We start from the raw sequence: 18,996 nt of genomic DNA on the forward strand, positions 1-18,996 counted from the left end.
ATGGAACAAGAATCAGACGATGTTTCAAATATACACAATAGGTTCTCCCTTACTCTAGTTAATCCATCATCACATTATTTTTCATTAGTTGTATCATTAGTAGTAGCCTCAGTGATGGTTCTTGCAACATATTTTGGTTATTTGGGCAATCTAGGTTTTGAGCAAAATTGGTACAGGCTGCCAATTGTGTTAGGAGTACTAGTTGCAACCCAGTTACTAGATACAAGATTTTCAAAGAAAAAAGAATTTTCAAAGTCACTGCATTCATCACTTTTTGGAAACATGTTATGGACAGTAACTGTTCTGATGGGCATACTGTCAAGTGTTGTTTTAGCAAAAGAGATAGAATTATTCTTTATAGTTTTTGGATTATTACTTTTTGCAAGTTTCAGAATAGGAATTTACACTACAACGCTTGGAGCAAGTCTCAAAAAAGCCTGGGCAATTTGTTTCATCCAGCCATTGGCAATGTATTTTGTATTAATCCCACAAGATATGTGGCTCTCAATACTTTACGAGCCAGTAGGATTAGCATACGGGATTTCATTTATGATAATTGCCAGTGTATGGTCAGTTCTTACAGATAGAGCTGGTAGGCCAGGGATGGAGAGCACACATAAAACAATTCAGGCATATCTTGCATCACAAGGAAATGATTTCGAGGATGCCGAAGAACTAATGGAGCAACGCTCAAGCGAAACCAAAGTCACCACATCACAATTAAGATTGTCATCACCCAATGGAAAAACAGACTTTAGAATGGTGTTACCAGAGATACATCCAGGACCATATCACCCAGTAGGAGGAAGTAACATCCCATATTTGATTTACAAAAATTTATCATCATCTGCAATGGTAATGCACAGCATTTCTGATCACTCGTTGAATTTGCCATCAAGAAATGAAGTGGAGAGTTATTTAAAAAAAATAGAAGACAGTAAAGTCAAAGAAGAAGGATTGCATTGCACAGAACCAGTAACAGTTCAAATAAACAAAGCAAGAGTCACAGGATTACTATTTGGTAATAATCCATTGTTGTTTTTGTCCCTATCACCACATGGTATGGAAGACATTCCAAGTTACATGAAAACAGAGATTGAGCAGTATGCTGAGAATAGAAATTATGCAAGAGCGATGATAGTGGATTGCCATAATGCAATGGGCGAGGAGATTTCAAAAGAAGACGGGGAAGACATGTTAAAAGCTGCCAAGTCTTGTTTAGATTCTCTGATTACAAAAGAAAGTTACCCAATAGAGTTCGGTTATGCCAATTCTGATGACATGGATGTTTGGACAGAGGATTTAGGAATGGGTGGATTAGGAGTGGTATGCTTGGTAATTAATTCAAAAAAATACTTTCTAGGTTGGGCAGATGCAAACAATATGGAAAACGGAATCAGAGAGAAAATTATAGATAACTTTTCCAAAAGAGACTATAATTTGTTAGAAATTTGTACATCAGATACTCATTATGCACCAGTAAAAGCTAGAAACAGGAATGGGTATTATCAATTAGGATTAATCACAAGTGCTGACAAACTTTCAAAGTGGTTTTTAGAGATTGCCAAGGTTGCAGAATCAGAAACAACAACTGCAAAATTTGAAATTTTAGAAAATGAGGCAAATGTCAAAGTCATGGGGCAGGGAATATACGAAGACTATTCAAAAGCACTAGATAATTCATTAAAAATTACAAAAGCATTTGTCATAGGCGGAGTACTGTTTTTCATAACTAGTTTGTTTCTATAGTCTTCATCTGATCAATATTTCCATAAAATTCATCAATAAATGAAGAGAATTGAAAAATTGGAACGATTGGGACATTTTCAATGAAGTTTATTTTATCTTCATATAATGTAACAATTACAGGTACTGCCATCGAACCGGGAGTTTTTTCTACATAGTGTTTTGTTCTCTCAATTTGTTTTTTAACTGCAGTTTGTAATGCTGAAGAACTGTATCGTTTCCAATGTTTGCAATCAATTAAAATTGCAATACCCAATCTAATTCCAATTACATCAATTTCCATACGAGGTTTTGTAAGAATCATATTTTTTATGACTGCAAAATTTTTAGACGATAATATTTCCCCAGTTAAACCTTCAAAATCCCTCCAATCAAGAGCAACGGAAATTTCATCTATAGGATGGCCTTTCTCAAGTAATTTGACCGCAATTTTTAATTTGTCACCATCTTCAAAATAATAATTTTCATCTTTTTTTGAGCCAATATCATTTTTTATAAATTCTTCAAGAATCATTTTAGAATCAGCAAGACTCATTTTTGTAACAGCTGAAAAATCCTCAGCAGATACACCACCTTGAATAACACCACTCAATCCATTGACCATCTTAGGGTAAATTTTCAACTTTATTTTTTGACTCATGGAGTGATATAGGTTTTAAGAACTATTAACTGGAAGTTATTATGATATAGATTTTATTACAAGCTTTTAAAAATAATAGCATGAAAAAATTGCTAGTCATACTGCTAGCTCTTTCAATTATAACTTTGATGAATAGTGAAGCATGTGCAGAAAAAAATACATTTTTTGATTCAGTTAAATTCATTCAATATTTGGATGAAAATACAGCATTAGAAGAAGTAAGAAATGGAAATCTTGATGTGTATTATTATAGAATTGCATCAGACAGATTAGAAAATCTTCAATCAAGAGAAGGGTTACAGGTTTTTGATTCTACAGGAGGATCATATAGCATATTAGTGAACCCTGCAGAATCAGAAAAATTCAATCCGTTTTCAAATAGAGACATCAGATTTGCATTGAATTATTTGGTAGATAGAAAATTAATTGTAAATGAATTGATGGGCGGGTACGGAGCCCCGATTATTTCTTACTACAGCCCATCAGATCCAGAATATCTCACCATTATCAAGCAGTTGGAATCATTTAATTTTAAATTCAATCCTACCCTTGCTAATGAAATAATCACCAAAGTCCTAGAAGAGAAAGGAGCCCAAAAAATTGATGGAAAGTGGCAAATTTCAAGCAATCCTATAGAAATTACGATTTTCATAAGAAGTGATGATCCTGTTAGAAAATCAATTGGTGAAATATTATCAGTTGAACTGGAAAAGATTGGATTTACTGTCAAAAAAGATTTTGGTGATTTAAACAAAGCATTTGTCGTAGTGTATGGCTCCAATCCTTCAGATTTGAAATGGAGTTTATACACTGAAGGATGGGCTCGCTCTGCATTTGTAAGATATGATTCAGTGGGACTGGGGCAGATGTACTCTCCTTGGTTTTCAAACATGCCAGGATTTAACGATATGTCATATTGGAATTACAAAAATGACAAATTAGATTCATTGACTCAAAAAATTTACACAGGTGATTTTGAATCATCAGAAAAAAGATCCGAATTAATTCAAGAAGCAGTTGTTGAAGGGATTAATGAGTCAGTCAGGGTTTTTTTAGCAAGTAAAGTTGATCAATATGTAGCAAATGAGAAAGTTTCAGGAATTGTAAATGACTTTGGTGCAGGAGTTCCAAGTAGATTCACACCAATTAATGCTAAAAGTAACAGTGACGAATTTGTAATTGGAGTCAAACAAATCTATCAAGGAGCTTGGAATCCAGTTATGGGATTAACAGATAGTTATAGTAGACACATTTGGGGAATCATATCAGATCCTGGAACATTCAAGCATCCGTTCACCGGTGAGACAATTCCTGTTAGAGCAAATTGGAAAGTAGAAACGGCAGGGCCTAATGACAAACTTGGCATTCCAATCGAATCAAAAATATGGAATCCAATATTGCAGGAATGGTCTAATGTAAAAGAAGATTCAGAGGCAATAAGCAAAATAACATTTGATTTTAAATTTAGTAATTGGCACAATGGAGAAGAAATGGACATGAATGATATTCTTCATTCATTATATTTTACAATAGAATGGGGCACACAGACGGATGAAAATGATAGAACATTTGATACAGAATTCACTCCAAGAGCTGCTCAGAGTATTCAGACAATCAAAGGAGTGAATGTGATTGATGAGGATACCATTGAGGTTTACGTAGACTATTGGCATTTTGATAAAGGAGAGATTGCAGAATGGGCATTATTGTGGAGTTCAATGCCATGGGAAATAATTGATGCAATGGAAAAAGCAGTAATTGACGGAAAAGCCTCATTTTCAAGATCAGGCGCTACAAGTAAAAATGTAAGCTGGCTATCATTAATCATTCCAAAGGATTCAAATACCATCAAAGGTTATTTGCAAGAATTCAAAAATACACACTACATTCCAAATGCGCTCAAAGACTCTAGAGATTCAGAGTATTTTCAAAACAGATATGATTCATCAATTAAATGGGTTGAGGCCAATAATCATGCAGTAATTAGCAATGGTCCTTTTTATCTTGAATCATACTCACCAGAATCAAGAACAATAACAGTTAAAGAATTCACTGATGAATCATATCCATTTAAAATTGGAAAGTGGGAGCAATTTGAAAAGGCAAAGTTTCCAGAAATCAAAAAAATAGATATGAAAAACACATTACAAAAAGGAGCAGAACTTAACATGATTGTAAATGCAGAAAATTCAGACAGTGTTCTTTACTTTTTAACAAATAGTGATGGGAATATGATTTCATCAAAGAAGATTGAGATAGATGGCGGAGACATTACAATTAGCATACCATCTGAAACTACAAAAGATTTAGGAGTGGGGGCAAGCAACATCAAAATATTTGCAATTTCAAATTCTGTGCTAAAACCGGATTTTTATGAATCAAGTTTTATTGTAACAGAAAAGGAAGAAAAATTACCCACAAACATTCCTAGCAACAAAGTTTTTGTAGAAAATGAATCAAACATGTGGTTTTTGATAATCCCAATAGTAGTGATTTTTCTAAGCATAATTTTCTTAAAGAAGAGACTTCAAGCCAAACCATAATCCTTTAGTATAAAGTCTATTTGCGACTCATTTTCAAGTTTAGAGTATTCTTCAAAGAGATTTTGATTTAATTCGTAAAAGGTATGGCCCCATTTGAATTTGTCAAGTAATTCTAAACCTTGCTCTTTATCACCGAGAATTATTAATGATGCAGATAGTGCTTCAGCAGTAGTCAGCTTGTTGAGTTTTGAATAATTTACAGGATTACCTGCAAGTAAAGGAGGAAGTTTTCTTTTAATCCCATTAAATTTTTTTGAAAAAGCCTGGTCTGCAAGATTCCACGAACAATCAATCCCAATTATAGAATTAATCAAGAATTTATCTTTGGGGAGAAGTGTCTTTTCTGAGAACGGATCTAAGACCAATCCTTTAGTTCCAATTTTTTTTATGTTTTTAGCAAGACCAAATTTGACCATTTTAGCAGCCGTGCACTTTTTTGGATCATCCTGATAAAACATTAAAACTTGTAATTTCATTTTAATCAACAATACAATACAGAGTATTTTGGATTTACTCTAGAGTTTTGTATGTGATTTTGTAATAGAAACGAGATGCCTGATCATCTTTGATAATCTCAACATTCCAATTTGTGTCAGACAAAAATGCATCAGATGATACAGGCAAAATACTGAATTTCTCCAATCGAACATCAGGGCCACTATACCTTACATTCAAAGAAACTCCATCAACTTCAACAACATCATAGATTTGTCCAGGTTTGCGTGTAGATTCACTCACAAAACAGTCAGCATCAGGTCCAATAATACAAATTCCAGTTTCACTTGAAATTCGGAGATTGACATTTGATTCATCTCCTCTGGTAGGAGTAATCAAAGAGCCTGAAATTACACGTGGTGCAACTGTTTGGTCATTTACAGTTTTTTCAGCAGTAAAAATAGAAATTGCATCTTCAGAAAGTCTATTTTCTTTCTCAATTAGCGTATCTAATTTCGGAGTTTTTGGTTTTTCAACTACATTGAATTTAATTGATTTTGCTTCAAAATCAGCATCAACTAATGCTTCGTATGAGCCAATTGCTGAGGGGGATGAAGGAATGGTGAATTGGTATGTAAAGGTACCAGAGGAACTAGGGCGTATTGTAGTTACAGGGCCATGACTTTTACCACAAATAAAAGAGCCACAAGATATTTCGCTACCTGTTTTTTTAGCAACGCTTACTTCAAATTTTTCAAGATAGATTAGTTTGTTAGGTTTTCCAGTAATTACCACTACATCCCCTGGATAGTATTCAGATTTATCAGTGAATAGTAAGAGAGACAGTGGTGCATCAAGACCAAAAGTGAAATCATTTACAACTGAAAACGTTGTTTCGGTTCTAGTATTTCCATACGATGCTTTTACAGTATAACTTCCTTCAGCAAATATTGTTGCAGGAAGTTCAAAGAGGCTTGTAAAATCACCACCTTGTGTTGGATAAACAGAGGATTCATGAATCTGTTTGTATGGGAATTTTCCATCAACAACTTTAATTGATACTCTCTCAGGAACAACAAGACCTTGATCACCTTGAACACGTTTGATAATATTTCCTACTACCTTTAGTTTTTCACCAGCCTTGTATAATGATTTTTCAGTTGTTACAAAGATAGGGGTTTTTGACAATGTGTCGTTTTCAGGATCAGGGGATACTTTGAAGAAAAGAACATTGTTTTGAGAAGCTGTTGATACTTTGATTTTATAGATTCCAAAATTAGATTTTTTAACATCTCTTTCCTTGTCATCAATCTTTGAACTTTGAGTTTTTTCAGAAATTGGAGTTCTCCAATCAAATGAAAATCGTTGTTCATTTACAATTGCCCCTTGATCAGTTCTTGTTCCATCAGGTCTTGTAATTGTAATGACTACAGAATTATCACTAGTAGGAGGCAATATTCCAGTAAGACGAACTGTTTCGCCTAGACCATAGACTTCTTTATCAGTAGAGATAATTGCCCCGTCTTTCAAATCAAGAGAATTTGCAGTTTCAAAACTAGTAGAAGCTGATAGTCCTTCATACTTTGCTTGCACAAGGTATTTTCCTTCAGAGAAAATAAGTTTGCTCAACTCAGTTGTCACAGAAAATATTCCAGAGGATTCAGGAATTGCAGTAAAATCATACCCTATTGAAACACCACTGGTAGATAGTTTTCCTGCATCAGCTGATCCTATAATTTGTAAGGGTTTGCCATCTTCAGTCAAGATTTTTACTTTAACAGGTTCTGTTTCAAAACTGGCTCGAGATACAGTATTTGCTATTTGTCCTGTGATAATGATTTTTTTATCCAAACCAAATTCATAGATGGATTTATCAGTGAATACAGTAAGAGGAGTGGTTGATTTCACATATGTGGATGGATCTTTTACCACTTGAATAAATTTAGTTGCAGAGCCAATATCTTTACTGACCTTTATAGAATAACCCCCTAATCGAGTGTCACTTTGTGGGATTTTAAAAGAATATTTGAATTTGCTATCTCCATCCAATCTCACAACGTCGAGGATTTTCAGTGTGGAGCCACCACCAGTACTTCCACCCAAAGAAAGATTCTTGGTCTGAATAATTTCTAAATTAAAGGAATCTACCCATTTGTCATTTAAACGACCAGTAATGTTTACAGTTTCACCAAGTCCATAAACTTCCTTATCAGTCCAAAGTGAAATAGGCACATTTTCTTTGACATCCGTGTTTACATCAAAATAAATCAGTGCAGATTTGTCAAAATATTCAGCGTACACCTCATATGTACCGTAGACAGGATTTACTGTAGTCAAAAATAAGCTAGTTGAGAATTTATCTTTTGTAGGATACAGATTGCCACTAGAGACAACTTTACCCTGAGGATCTTTTACAGTTAATTTCATTCCTTCAAATGGAATTGTTTCAGAAGTAACACCAGTTATTGAAACTAGTTGCCCTGGAATGTATTGTGATTTATCTGTAATAATACTTAGAGAAGAATCATCTTTAGTTTTTTGCTCTAATATTTCATAGCCTACAGAAAAATTTGTTTTGGTACTTGCGCCAGCATATGAAACAGATACGGTATATTCACCCTCTTTGATTCCCAGAACTTGATGTAAATTCAGAGTCGTTTTGTAATTTAGTTTCAGATCAGGGTATAATTTTAGAGATTGGAAATAGTTGGGGCCAGAAATCTCCACGTTGATTGGTTCAGATTGGAAAAATGGCTTTACAATAAAAACTTCTTTGGATACACTTCCAGATATTTTTGCAGTTTGTCCAAACAAATAAGATGATTTGTCAGTAGATACAGTTACAGTTATTTCATCAGATGCTTTAGTTTCTAAAATTTTTCCATTTGATGAGCCAGCAGTGGATGTTGCAAACTTCCAATCATCTGAACTATCAAAATCATATCCATCAAAAATTCGCTGCCATGATTTAAAGTCATTTTGAATATCTGCAATAAGAGGAGTCTTATCAACTACAACTCCATTCTTGTCTCTTAGTTCGACCATTTCATTTGAATCAGTAAACCAAACACTTTGATAAGAATATGTCAAAAATTGTCCAGGCTTTATGATGGTTCCATCAGGTATTGTCATTGTTTTTTTCAGAACGGTAGTGGATGCAATTTTCCAACCACCTAAATCAACATCAGAGTTTGTGGGATTGTAAAGCTCAACCCACTCTGAGATTGATGTTGCATCATTTCCAGGAGGATTGATATCCACTTCATTAATTACAACATGATCAGTATTTGTTTGAGCATATGCGGGAACAATTATTCCTACAAGTAATACCAAAGATAAAACTAGAGATAGATTACGAATCATTTTTGTTTCCTATTTTGATTGAATATAGGACTCTTTTTAGAATGAAATTGAGGAAAAGTTGAGCTTGTTGTTAAAGTTGACCTCAAATATCCGACTTTTTGTGGCTTTTTCATGCATATTTTACAGATTTTTGGTATTTAGGGTGTACGTAGAAATCATTCCAGTGAAAATAGCAGGAGTAATGATTTGATCAGTTTTATTCCAAACTTAAACTGGATATTGAACCTTAGCTCAATAACTCATACTCGCCTTTCAGAAAATTAGCACTTACTGCTTTTATTTCAATCAAATTTCCTTCAACATCAAGTGTTTGTCTCCCATACAAAGGTCCAATTTTCACATTATCCACATAAACTAACAGACTGGAATCAAGAGTTGGTCCATAAAGTCGATATAGCTTATTTGTTTTACCGTGATAAATTTTGGTTCTAAAAGTTCTCTGTGCAGACCATTTACCTACTTTTACCAATAAATGAACACTAATTTTTGAACTTAAGTATATTTCTGTTATCCATAAAGATACTTTCTACAGCATATGCAATTTTAGATAAAAAGCAAAAAATCCTGATGGGTTTTTCTATCTAGAAAAGATTCTCGCTAGGAATGTTTTCTTTTTTCTTGGAGATGAAGATATCTTCGAACTCTTTGTAAACTGCCTATCTATTATTGCATCAAGATGTTCATCTGAAATCAAAGTTTTTGGGTGGCTAACTTTAGGCTTTTCTGTCTTAAACGTACTTTTCTGTAGCATCTGTATTTTATCATCAAGCTGCTTTGTTTTTGATTCTAAATACATTTTATCAGTGTTGTAAAGAGGCTTGTTCTTTTCCATACATTCTAAAATGAATTTTAATCTGCCCTCATCCCCCATTCCAGAATTAAGAAGATCAGTTGCCATCGTTTTGTAATCACTATACATTTTTTATCTAATCACAAAATTGTTAATAATTCTTTCATTTTTGTAGATTCATTAAATGGTATTTGTATCATTCAAAATTAAGACTAAAAATAATTCACAATCAATAAATTACAACATTATTCAAGCTACCGTGACTTTGCAAACCCTGGGAGAGGTTCGCGAGCTTTCAGGTAAGGCATTGTCGTTAAATTATTAAATTTTCTCAATTCAATACCTGAATCCTAGTTGTAACATCATCTTGTGTAAGCAGTTTTGCATGTAATGTACAAAATCTCATGATACATTTTGCAAACGGTCTTCTTATACCTTCTTCAAAATAATAGTGCATTACCTGAGTAAATGCCTCACTATCACATCCTAGCATATTACAAATCATGAGAGAATCTATGAAAAATTGAGCCTAAAAGGGCAGGTTATTGTGAAAATCACCAGCAGCTATCATAGGTATCTACGGATTCCTTATTTTTCTGATACTCCAAAATTGCATCATACATCTGATTGAGAAGTTCATCATCTATTGGAATGCTCGTACCAAATTTCTCCAACTCTTTGACCATCACTTCTTTATTTTTCATCTGAATCTTCCTCCATGTTTGATTCAAGAAATGAAAACCCATCATACCACTTCATAGAAAAAATGCCAAAAAATTCATTATTTAACAATTATCCCATAAACGATCATCAGATGGATCTTAAGGTATTGCAATAAAATCTTGAATTATTTTCTATTCTTCATAATTGCCTCATATGCAATTTTAATTGAGATAAGCATTTTTTCTGCATATTTTGGTTCATTAGGATTTTTGTCTGGATGCCATTTTAGAACTAAACTTTTGTAAGCTTTTTTGATTTGTTCGACAGTAGCATTTTCTGATACTCCTAGTAGACTATAGTGTATTGCAAGATCTGGCGCTTCAAATATTTGCTCTGTTTGTTGATAACTCTTTTTGTGCTTGTTCTGATTTCTTTGCCAAAACTCTCTTTTGAATAGAGATTCAATGTATCTTTGGTGTGTCTGTGATTCTTCAGTGGATATGTCTGTCCAATGTGCTTGCTCAAACTCTTGAATTATTTGATCAAACTCATCATCGGAAATTCTATTCTTACTTGTTTGAAAAGTTGCTTCTTCTGGAACATAGTCTTGTCTTTCTCTGAATCGCCTGAAATTACTTTCAAAAGATTTTTGTTTTTTTAATCTACGATTTTTCTGGCAATTCCTACAGACAAACTCCTCAGAATTTTCTGGATGAGGCCACAAATCAATTCGGTTAAATGTTCCCTCACAATCCAAACACAAATTTTCACCATCATGTAGTTTACTTTTTTTCTTTTTCAATTTTTTTTCAGATTTTTTCTTTTCATACGTTGCATCTTTTTGTTCTGAATCATGAATTTCATGTGCTAATCCCATTCTATTCATTGCACATCGTGGATCATTACACGGATTCTCTACGGGTTTTGATTCAATGGATTCATGTATTTCATGTGAAACGCCCTGTCTGTTCAGGGGACATTTGGGATCATTGCACAAACTCATTTCTTTTGGTAAAGTTTAAGTTTGAACTTAAGCATATTGGAAATTGACATTTGATCTTATTTTCGAGTTATTCTTCGTCTTGGTCTTCGTCTTAGTGATTGTTGTCGATTAAGAAGTCTTTTTGTAGGCAATTCGTACTCATACATTATTTTTCCTTGATTAAGTAAGGTGATTCGATAGCACATCCCATTTGTTTTGATATCATAGTTTTGCAGATAATCCCAAATCTCATCAAATTTGTGATGAATGTCTTTCATTGCAATAGTTGCATGAAATTTGAATTTATCTTTGGAATCTTGATCAAAATTTACTGAATCTGTAATTTTGAGAAGTTTTTTTGCTAATGTATGCCTAAATTCTTTGAGTTCCTTACTTGGTTTGATTTTCAAATAGATTACATTTTTTCTAGACGATGTGGTAATGAAGAGAAATTTTTTCTTTAATTCAAAATAATCGAAACCATCAATATCATATTCTAATTCTGAGAACTCTGAACCTACTTCACCTATAGTGTGAATGACTTCTCTGAGAGAATGACACCTAAATGGACCAAATAATGACATGTGTGGAACTGGTCTATGTTTTACTGCTCCGTGAACTCTAAATTTTTTATGTATGTCATAGATTAACTGGCGTGCTGTATGTTTTGGTTCTCCCATCATTCGAATTTCGATTAAATATGGTTTGATCATAATTTATCAACAAAAGTTTTGTGTAGAGTATACTACTTCATCAGAATTTATCGAGACCCCCACTCCGATTCTATCATATTTCTTTTCCAGTATGTTTGCTCTATGTCCTGGACTGTCCATCCAACCATCGATAATTTCTTTTGCAATTGCTTCTTCATCTGCCATCCATGTATATGATGATTTGATCCCTTGAGTCATGTAAGATGAATAAGTATAACTCTGGAAAATATTTTCAGCTAATCCATATGTATAGTATGAACCATAATTTTTCTGGCAGTTATAACCTGCACTATTACCCCTATCTGTTGGATCTAGTCCTTCAGGAGTATCATGGGAAAAGAAATTACGATTTGACATATCTTCACTATGATTTCTTGCAATAGAATCAATTAATGAAATTCTATTAAGTTTTGACAATCCTTGTTTTTGTCTTTCATTGTTTGTAAACTCATAGATATATTGTTCAATTAAAGTACTATCAAACCCTGATTCAACTCTAAGAGGAGAAGTTATTTCAATTTCATTAATATCGACTTTAGGTATTTTTATTTCTGAAATAGTATCCCTAGCGTCTCCTACAAAATTCTCAGGAAGTGAATCCGGAATTTTTTGTAAGGATTGTTTTAGTTCATCTTGATTTATTTGAAAAATTCCATTAGAATACGCATAAACTGCTATGACTAAAACTAATCCTACTAAAATCCCTCCTACAAGTTTACTTCGTTGTTTTTTCTTGTATGCACGACCATAGGAACGTTTACCGCATTTTGTGCAAACAAAATATCCTTGAGTGAAAACATAGTTATGACTGCAGCCCATATCTAATGATGTGAAAAATAATGATGTGTTATGTAAGCGTCTTTATCTAAAAATTTCTGTAGGGGTCTGCAGTGTGCACAAATCCATAAATCTCCACCATCTGAAGAAGGATTTGTTTTTCTAAGAAATTCCTGAAGACATGTTCTGCATACATGACGTTTTTTTAACCAAGATTTCTCTACGGCAAAAACATCGATTCGATTAAATCTTTTTTTGCATTCAATACAACGTTTTTTCATTCTACACCCTCTAAGAATACTTTTGAGCCATCACAACTGTGTGTCTGAATGTGCGTTTCTCTTTCTTTACCTGCAAAATCAATTAATGAAAAACCTGATTGATATCCACATTGATCACAGACCACTTTGTATTGTCCACTACTAATGTTTAGTTCGTATTTTCGAAGCCAATTTTTTCTCAAATATTTTACATGAATAGTCTTTCCACATTCATGATTTTCAAGTTGTATGTGATCAAAGCAATACATATTATGACAAAATTTACATTTTTTACTATTGAAAAAATCTACCTCAGTATTACATCCTAAATAATTACATATTTTATCAGAGCTCATTTTCTATCAACACCACAACCAAGTACATTGATTTTTAGATACTTTTTCAGCATATTCTAGTTCCTGAGAGATGTACTTCATATCAGAACCAATCTGAGAAATCTCCGAGCTAACTTTTGAGAATTTACTTGAAAACTCTTTAAAATGATCATATGAAGAAGTCTTGGTTTTACTTTCTAGTAACAAATAGATGGATACGTTATCCTCAAGAATTTTCTGTAATTTTACTCTTTGATCATATAGTTTGTTGTATAGATCCCATGCTTTTTGTACATGGTGTTTTGATTGAGATTCAGAATATTTTGCATCTGCTTCTTTTAGATACTTCCATGTAGTATCCATTCCTTCTTCAAGTTTGAGAATAGATACTGAGGCAGTATCAATTTTCTGTGTCAGTGTTTGTTTTTGTTTTTCTGAAAATATTGGCATATGTGACTTGGAATTTGGTTTAGTGTCAGGGCAGCCATCTGAATCTTTGTAGCCATTTCTAGTCTCCTTTTGGTATTTACATTGATCATATTTGTCAACCATTCCATCCCCATCAGAATCTGCAGTCATTGTGTTTTTAGATGGTGGAACATATGCTCTACAACCCATCCTGTCTTTTGTTCCAAAAATTTTAGGACATTTGTCCTCTGAATCAGGAACGCCATCTCCATCTAAATCTGGTGAGAACTTATGATTTTGAGATTTTGATGACTCTTTAGTAATGTAAATTTCTTTTTTATCAAACTCTTTGCCATCAAATACTAATGAGATTTTATATTTTCCAGCAGGATAAGAATAATCCAGAGTTAACGGATATTTGAAAGTCTTCAGAGTCTTTGATACTTGAACAGCATTATGTTCAGTCACACCATTTGGTTTGTAGACTACAACATCCAGATACATGCCTCTTTTGTACAACTTGTCTGGAACATCACCTGAAATCATGTATGTCGCTACGGAGTTTTTGTTCAGATAAAAGGAGGATCTGTCGGAAGTTTGGATGATTGGTTCAGGGATTATTCTTTCATTAAATATGGTTCTGGGATTTTGTTTTTCTCCAAACCCCTTCACTCCATAAATTTCTTGAATTTTTTCAACATCTATTTTTGAAATATCTCTCCATTCCTCATTTGGTTCAATCCATGCCATAATTGATGGAGCTCCAATACCTGTATCATACCAACTTTGAGTTACACTATTGTCATATCCTCTATAATGACCTAATCCAATAATATGCCCAAACTCATGTTTTACAGTGTTGGCCATTTGTTTAGAACGAAAGAAATTATTTGTTAAGCAATATGAATTTACAAAAATTTCTAGTTCAGAATCATACACTTCATCACAAGCATAAAAAGACGAATAAGCTATTTCGATATATCCATTTCCCACATAAGCAATCCCAAAAACATATCGTCCATCATCAACAACAATTTTTTCAACATATTTTATAGAAATATCACAAACATTTGGTTTTAGCAAATCTAATTTTTCTAAGGGTACTTCAACTACAGTAATATCCCAATTTCCATTTCCTCCTCCTTGTAATTCTCCTCTCCAACTAATTATTCCATTTTTTGCATCTGAATACCATCTTTCCCATGTTTGTTTATCAACTCTAGAATCAGAGGGTTGAAAAACACAAACAGTTGGACTATGGGAAATTTGTTTCCCAAAAGTTTCTACGTAATATCCATTTGCAGCAAAAGCTGTTGTAGGAATTAGTAAAGTAGACAATAACACTAGAATTATGATACTTCTCATTTCATATATTCATAAAAAATTAGAAAATATATGATTTTTCTCAAATAAGCTCCAAAAATTATTCACAGATCAAATCAGGTTAATGTTTAGAACAATAATACAGCATTTTTGATGGTAAATTGTTAAATTTAACCTCAAATATCCGACTTTTTGTGACTTTTTCATGCATATTTTACATTATTTCGGTATTAGGTAGAACGTAGGAATTATCCTAAACAAGATATTCAGAAAAATTCCTCATTTTAAAAAAGCACTCTCTTTCAATCAAAGTAAAATCTAGGGAAAGATTAGTTTTTTAAAGTTTAATTATTCAAAGTATGATTTTCATATAATTGGTTAAAAATCAATTATCGCAATATTCAGCAACAGAGTCAGGGTTGGGGTTTCTTTATCAATTCGAAGTAGCATTTCTCACATTGCTTAAGAATCCAGGAAATGAAATTTCCATTGAAACAATTGATGATGTGGTTGTTGAAAAAAATGACAAAATATTAGAAATAATTCAATCCAAACATCACGTATCAGAAAAGGGGTCGTTACATAACACTAGCCAAGATATTTGGAAAACATTAAACATATGGTTAGATGGGTTTAATGAAATAAAAAAGAACAATCCATTTGTAAAAAGGATTTTGTTAACAACGGATGAATCAAAGACTACGCAAGCCGCATATTTTTTACAACAAGATGAACAGGTAAGAAACCCAAAAAAAGCAATGGACATATTAGAAAATATTGCAAAAACATCAGACGCTCTAAAAAATAAAAAAATATATAAAAAATTCCTAAGATTTAATCCAGAATTAAAAAAGGAGTTGTTTGAATCAATTTATGTTTTTGATGGTTCATTAAAAATTCAAGATGCGAGAAACAAGATAATGAATGAGATTGCGAAGAGAGGTAGAAAAGAATTTGAAAAACAGTTTTTTGAAAGAGTATGGGGACTTTGGATAAATATGGTAACAGACATTCTAGCTACAAAATCTAAATCTACAATTAGCTATGATGAATTTCACTCACACATTCAAGATATCAGAGATGAGTTCAATAGAGAATCATTACCAATAGATTTTATTTACAAAGATCCAACACAAAAACAAATAAAAACATACATGGATAAAATATTTGTTCAGCAATTGAATTGGATTATGGCAACAGAACCAATTATCGAATTAGCAATAGTGGATTATTGGAAGGCATATCAACAACGTTCCAAATGGATTAAAGATGAATTGTTATTTGATAAAGAATTGATTCAGTATGAAAAAAGGTTAGTAGATGCATGGAAAAAACAATTTGAGATGAAAAAATGGGAATTGGGAACTTCTAAAGAAAACTCAAAAAAGATTGAAAAAGGAAGAGAAATTCTAAATTGGGTCAATAGCACTACATCCCTTTGCATAAGGGACAGATGTACTGAACCATATGTAACCCAAGGTAGTTATCATATGCTAGCCAATAGGAAAAAAATTGGATGGCATGTAGATTTTGAAAAGAAATTGAAGAGCATCATAAGACATGCCACGGAGACTCCAGCATGATAGAATGGGAAGAGAGACCAATTGAAGTACAATCACTCTTAAATCCTGCATTTTGTGGCGAAATAATGTTAGAATGTATTAAAACATATAATGTAAAAAGCGGATCTTTCCCAATCACTTTAGCATTTTTAATTTTCCCTTTAGTTCTACATCAACCTACTAGAGAGATTCTACCTTTTTCATCAAAATATCTTCATAGTGCTCTAAATCAAAATAAGGAAGTCCTAATAGGATTTTCACAAAGAGCAAACCATATGATTTCAATTACTATTGAAACATTATTCTTTTTACTTCAAACAGAAGTTTTGAAAGTTGACTCATATGGAAAAATAACAATAAACAAAAAAGTAAAACTTAGTAAAATTCCAGAATCAAGAGATTCAGAAATTCAAGATTGTCTAAATAAATCTCATCAGCTTGGAAGATTATTTTCTAAAGGGGGAAAACCCTCAACAATCTATGCAATGTTTGGAGTAAGACCCTAATGCAGATTAAAGAGATTGTCATTTATAACAAAAAAGGACAAAAAAGAATTTTAAAAATCAAAGAAGACGAAGTGAATATAATCACAGGTAAATCTGGAACTGGAAAATCATCATTGATAGATATTGTAGAATATTGTTTGGGAAGAAGTTCCTGTAAAATTCCAAAAGGAGTCATCAGAAATCATGCTAGTTGGTACGGAGTTCTATTAACACATAGAGAAGAAAACATTTTCGTTGCAAGAGAAAACCCACCAGGGATACAAAAATCCACACAATTTGCATATATTGAACGAGGCAAAAATGTAGAATCGCCTGAGAATATACCTCAAACAAATTCAACTAATGATGAAATAGCAGTAACATTAAGTGAAATTTTAGGAATATCGCCTAACAAAAATTTCCCAAAAATGGGGCATACTAGGAACCCATTATCTGCAAATATCAAACACTCATCCTTCCTATGCTTTCAGAAAAAAGAGGAAATTGATTCTAGTCAAGTAATGTTTCACAGACAAGCTGAACAAGGTAGAATTCAAGATATCAAAGATACATTACCATATTTTCTAGGTGCGATACGTGAGGATGAATTAGCACTAAAACATGAATTAGAAAAAGAAGAAAGACTTCTCCGAATAGCTGAAATTACATTAAAAGAGGCAGAGATGCTAAAGGGGGATGAAATCAGTCAATCTATCAGTTTAGTTGAAGAAGCAATTGATTGTGGAATTATCAAATCTGAAATAAAAAATGAAAGTCAAACGGACAGAACAAAAATTTTAGAAAAAGTTTCAATATGGAGACCAGGTAAACCAACGCAATTTAATGATAATTTAGAAATTCTACAAGATGAGGCGAATGAATTAACTAAAAAATTATCATTACAAGATAGAAAAATAAGAGCAGCAGAAAGTTTTGCAAATGAATTAACTGGATTTTCAAGTGAAATGCTTCATCAAAAAAATAGATTAGATTCAATTGGAATATTTGAACACCTAAGTCAAAAAAATAAAGAGTGTCCTTTTTGCAAAGGAGAATTAGAACATAAAATTCCAGAAATCGAATCGATAAAAAACACATTAAAAGATCTTGATGAAGATTTAGAATATACGATTAAAGAGCGCCCACAATTAAGGAAAAAAATCTCCAATTTAAAAAGAGAAAGAGAAACCATACATTCAGAAATACAACAAAAATTGAAAGACATAGAGGGAGTTATTCAAAGTAGACAGGGGTTACTTGAAGAAAGAGATTTGAGATTTAGACAAGCACAAGTATCAGCTAGAGCAAAATTTTGGTTAGATAATGTCAGATTAACGGATGAGACATCACAATTAAAAATAGATGTCAAAAAAAGATCTGAAAAAGTTCAAGAATTAAGGAGAGAATTAGATGAAGAGAAAAAGCAACAACGTCTGAACTCGATTTTAAATAGAATCGGTGAAAAAATGACAAGATGGGCAAGAGAGTTGAAGTTAGAACATTCTGAATTCCCTGTTCGTATAAACATGTCTACAGCCAACATTATCATAGACTCTGAAGAAGGATCTATAGCACTAGATGAAATAGGAAGTAGTGAAAATTTGCTTGGATATCACCTAGTAACATTTTTTGCACTACATGAATATCTAAGAAATCATAAAAGACCTGTACCCGGATTTTTATTTTTAGATCAACCATCACAGGTCTATTTTCCAAAAGATACGGAATTCGATGATATGAAGGAAGTTCTAGACGAAGATAGAGAAAATGTTTTGAAAATATACAAATTCATTTTTAAACGAACAAAAGAAATCCCTGAATTCCAAGTAATTATCACTGATCATGCAGACATAAATGATAAAAAATTCCAATCAGTAATTAATGAAAGATGGCGAGATGGCATGGCACTTATTCCTAGAGAATGGATAGAAGGATAAATTCAAAAATTGTTTGAATAGAAAAAGAGAGAGA

General features: G+C 32.7%; 17 protein-coding genes. 5 read left to right on the forward strand and 12 right to left on the reverse strand.

The window, feature by feature from the left end:
* Positions 1-1,749, forward strand: a complete 1,749-nt coding sequence (locus NADRNF5_RS07270) for a DUF2070 family protein (RefSeq protein WP_048116697.1) — start codon at positions 1-3, stop codon at positions 1,747-1,749.
* Here NADRNF5_RS07270 and NADRNF5_RS07275 read toward each other — a convergent pair.
* Positions 1,733-2,386, reverse strand: coding sequence for a hypothetical protein (locus NADRNF5_RS07275; protein ID WP_048116700.1), 654 nt, complete (start codon positions 2,384-2,386; stop codon positions 1,733-1,735). The two genes, NADRNF5_RS07270 and NADRNF5_RS07275, sit on opposite strands and share 17 nt — an antisense overlap.
* A gap of 80 nt (positions 2,387-2,466) precedes the next feature.
* Here NADRNF5_RS07275 and NADRNF5_RS07280 point away from each other — a divergent pair, with 80 nt between their 5' ends.
* Complete coding sequence (locus NADRNF5_RS07280) at positions 2,467-4,929, forward strand: ABC transporter substrate-binding protein (protein WP_048116703.1); 2,463 nt, start codon at positions 2,467-2,469, stop codon at positions 4,927-4,929.
* Here the strand turns inward: NADRNF5_RS07280 and NADRNF5_RS07285 are convergent.
* From NADRNF5_RS07285 to NADRNF5_RS07330, 11 genes are all read right to left on the reverse strand, one after another.
* Positions 4,914-5,405, reverse strand: coding sequence for a DUF367 family protein (locus NADRNF5_RS07285; protein ID WP_048119327.1), 492 nt, complete (start codon positions 5,403-5,405; stop codon positions 4,914-4,916). The two genes, NADRNF5_RS07280 and NADRNF5_RS07285, sit on opposite strands and share 16 nt — an antisense overlap.
* Positions 5,406-5,439: 34 nt before the next feature.
* Positions 5,440-8,727, reverse strand: a complete 3,288-nt coding sequence (locus NADRNF5_RS07290; RefSeq protein ID WP_048116706.1) for a lamin tail domain-containing protein — start codon at positions 8,725-8,727, stop codon at positions 5,440-5,442.
* A gap of 226 nt (positions 8,728-8,953) precedes the next feature.
* Positions 8,954-9,196 (reverse strand): hypothetical protein, encoded by a 243-nt coding sequence (locus tag NADRNF5_RS07295; RefSeq protein ID WP_048116716.1) that lies wholly within the window; start codon positions 9,194-9,196, stop codon positions 8,954-8,956.
* A 108-nt stretch (positions 9,197-9,304) separates the two neighbouring features.
* Positions 9,305-9,625: a hypothetical protein gene (locus NADRNF5_RS07300; RefSeq protein ID WP_148313084.1), complete on the reverse strand. Its 321-nt coding sequence runs from the start codon at positions 9,623-9,625 to the stop codon at positions 9,305-9,307.
* Between the two features lie 446 nt (positions 9,626-10,071).
* A complete protein-coding gene (locus tag NADRNF5_RS11160) occupies positions 10,072-10,221 on the reverse strand; it encodes a hypothetical protein (RefSeq protein WP_160289400.1) in 150 nt (49 codons plus the stop codon).
* Positions 10,222-10,364: 143 nt separating this feature from the next.
* A complete protein-coding gene (locus tag NADRNF5_RS07305; RefSeq protein ID WP_048116721.1) occupies positions 10,365-11,183 on the reverse strand; it encodes a J domain-containing protein in 819 nt (272 codons plus the stop codon).
* Positions 11,184-11,239: 56 nt separating this feature from the next.
* Positions 11,240-11,875, reverse strand: a complete 636-nt coding sequence (locus NADRNF5_RS07310) for a 2'-5' RNA ligase family protein (protein ID WP_048116731.1) — start codon at positions 11,873-11,875, stop codon at positions 11,240-11,242.
* Positions 11,876-11,881: 6 nt separating this feature from the next.
* Complete coding sequence (locus NADRNF5_RS10725) at positions 11,882-12,694, reverse strand: CAP domain-containing protein (protein ID WP_052661901.1); 813 nt, start codon at positions 12,692-12,694, stop codon at positions 11,882-11,884.
* A gap of 2 nt (positions 12,695-12,696) precedes the next feature.
* Positions 12,697-12,933 carry a hypothetical protein gene (locus tag NADRNF5_RS07320; RefSeq protein WP_048116734.1) on the reverse strand — a complete coding sequence of 79 codons (237 nt, stop codon included), beginning with the start codon at positions 12,931-12,933 and terminating at the stop codon, positions 12,697-12,699.
* The gene (locus NADRNF5_RS07325) at positions 12,930-13,268 is read right to left on the reverse strand and encodes an AN1-type zinc finger domain-containing protein (RefSeq protein ID WP_082051997.1); all 339 of its coding nucleotides are present in this window, start codon (positions 13,266-13,268) and stop codon (positions 12,930-12,932) included. Before NADRNF5_RS07325 ends, NADRNF5_RS07320 begins: the two co-directional genes overlap by 4 nt.
* A gap of 6 nt (positions 13,269-13,274) precedes the next feature.
* Positions 13,275-15,020: a zinc metalloprotease gene (locus tag NADRNF5_RS07330; protein ID WP_148313085.1), complete on the reverse strand. Its 1,746-nt coding sequence runs from the start codon at positions 15,018-15,020 to the stop codon at positions 13,275-13,277.
* Positions 15,021-15,352: 332 nt separating this feature from the next.
* Here NADRNF5_RS07330 and NADRNF5_RS07335 point away from each other — a divergent pair, with 332 nt between their 5' ends.
* From NADRNF5_RS07335 to NADRNF5_RS07345, 3 genes are read left to right on the forward strand one after another with little or no spacing between them, the layout of a single operon-like run.
* The gene (locus NADRNF5_RS07335; protein ID WP_048116743.1) at positions 15,353-16,561 is read left to right on the forward strand and encodes an ABC-three component system protein; all 1,209 of its coding nucleotides are present in this window, start codon (positions 15,353-15,355) and stop codon (positions 16,559-16,561) included.
* Positions 16,558-17,046: a three component ABC system middle component gene (locus NADRNF5_RS07340; RefSeq protein WP_048116747.1), complete on the forward strand. Its 489-nt coding sequence runs from the start codon at positions 16,558-16,560 to the stop codon at positions 17,044-17,046. The genes NADRNF5_RS07335 and NADRNF5_RS07340 overlap by 4 nt, the downstream gene beginning before the upstream one ends.
* Complete coding sequence (locus NADRNF5_RS07345; RefSeq protein ID WP_048116750.1) at positions 17,046-18,962, forward strand: DUF3732 domain-containing protein; 1,917 nt, start codon at positions 17,046-17,048, stop codon at positions 18,960-18,962. The genes NADRNF5_RS07340 and NADRNF5_RS07345 overlap by 1 nt, the downstream gene beginning before the upstream one ends.
* Positions 18,963-18,996 lie beyond the last annotated feature (34 nt).

Source organism: Nitrosopumilus adriaticus (assembly GCF_000956175.1).
GTDB lineage: Archaea > Thermoproteota > Nitrososphaeria > Nitrososphaerales > Nitrosopumilaceae > Nitrosopumilus > Nitrosopumilus adriaticus.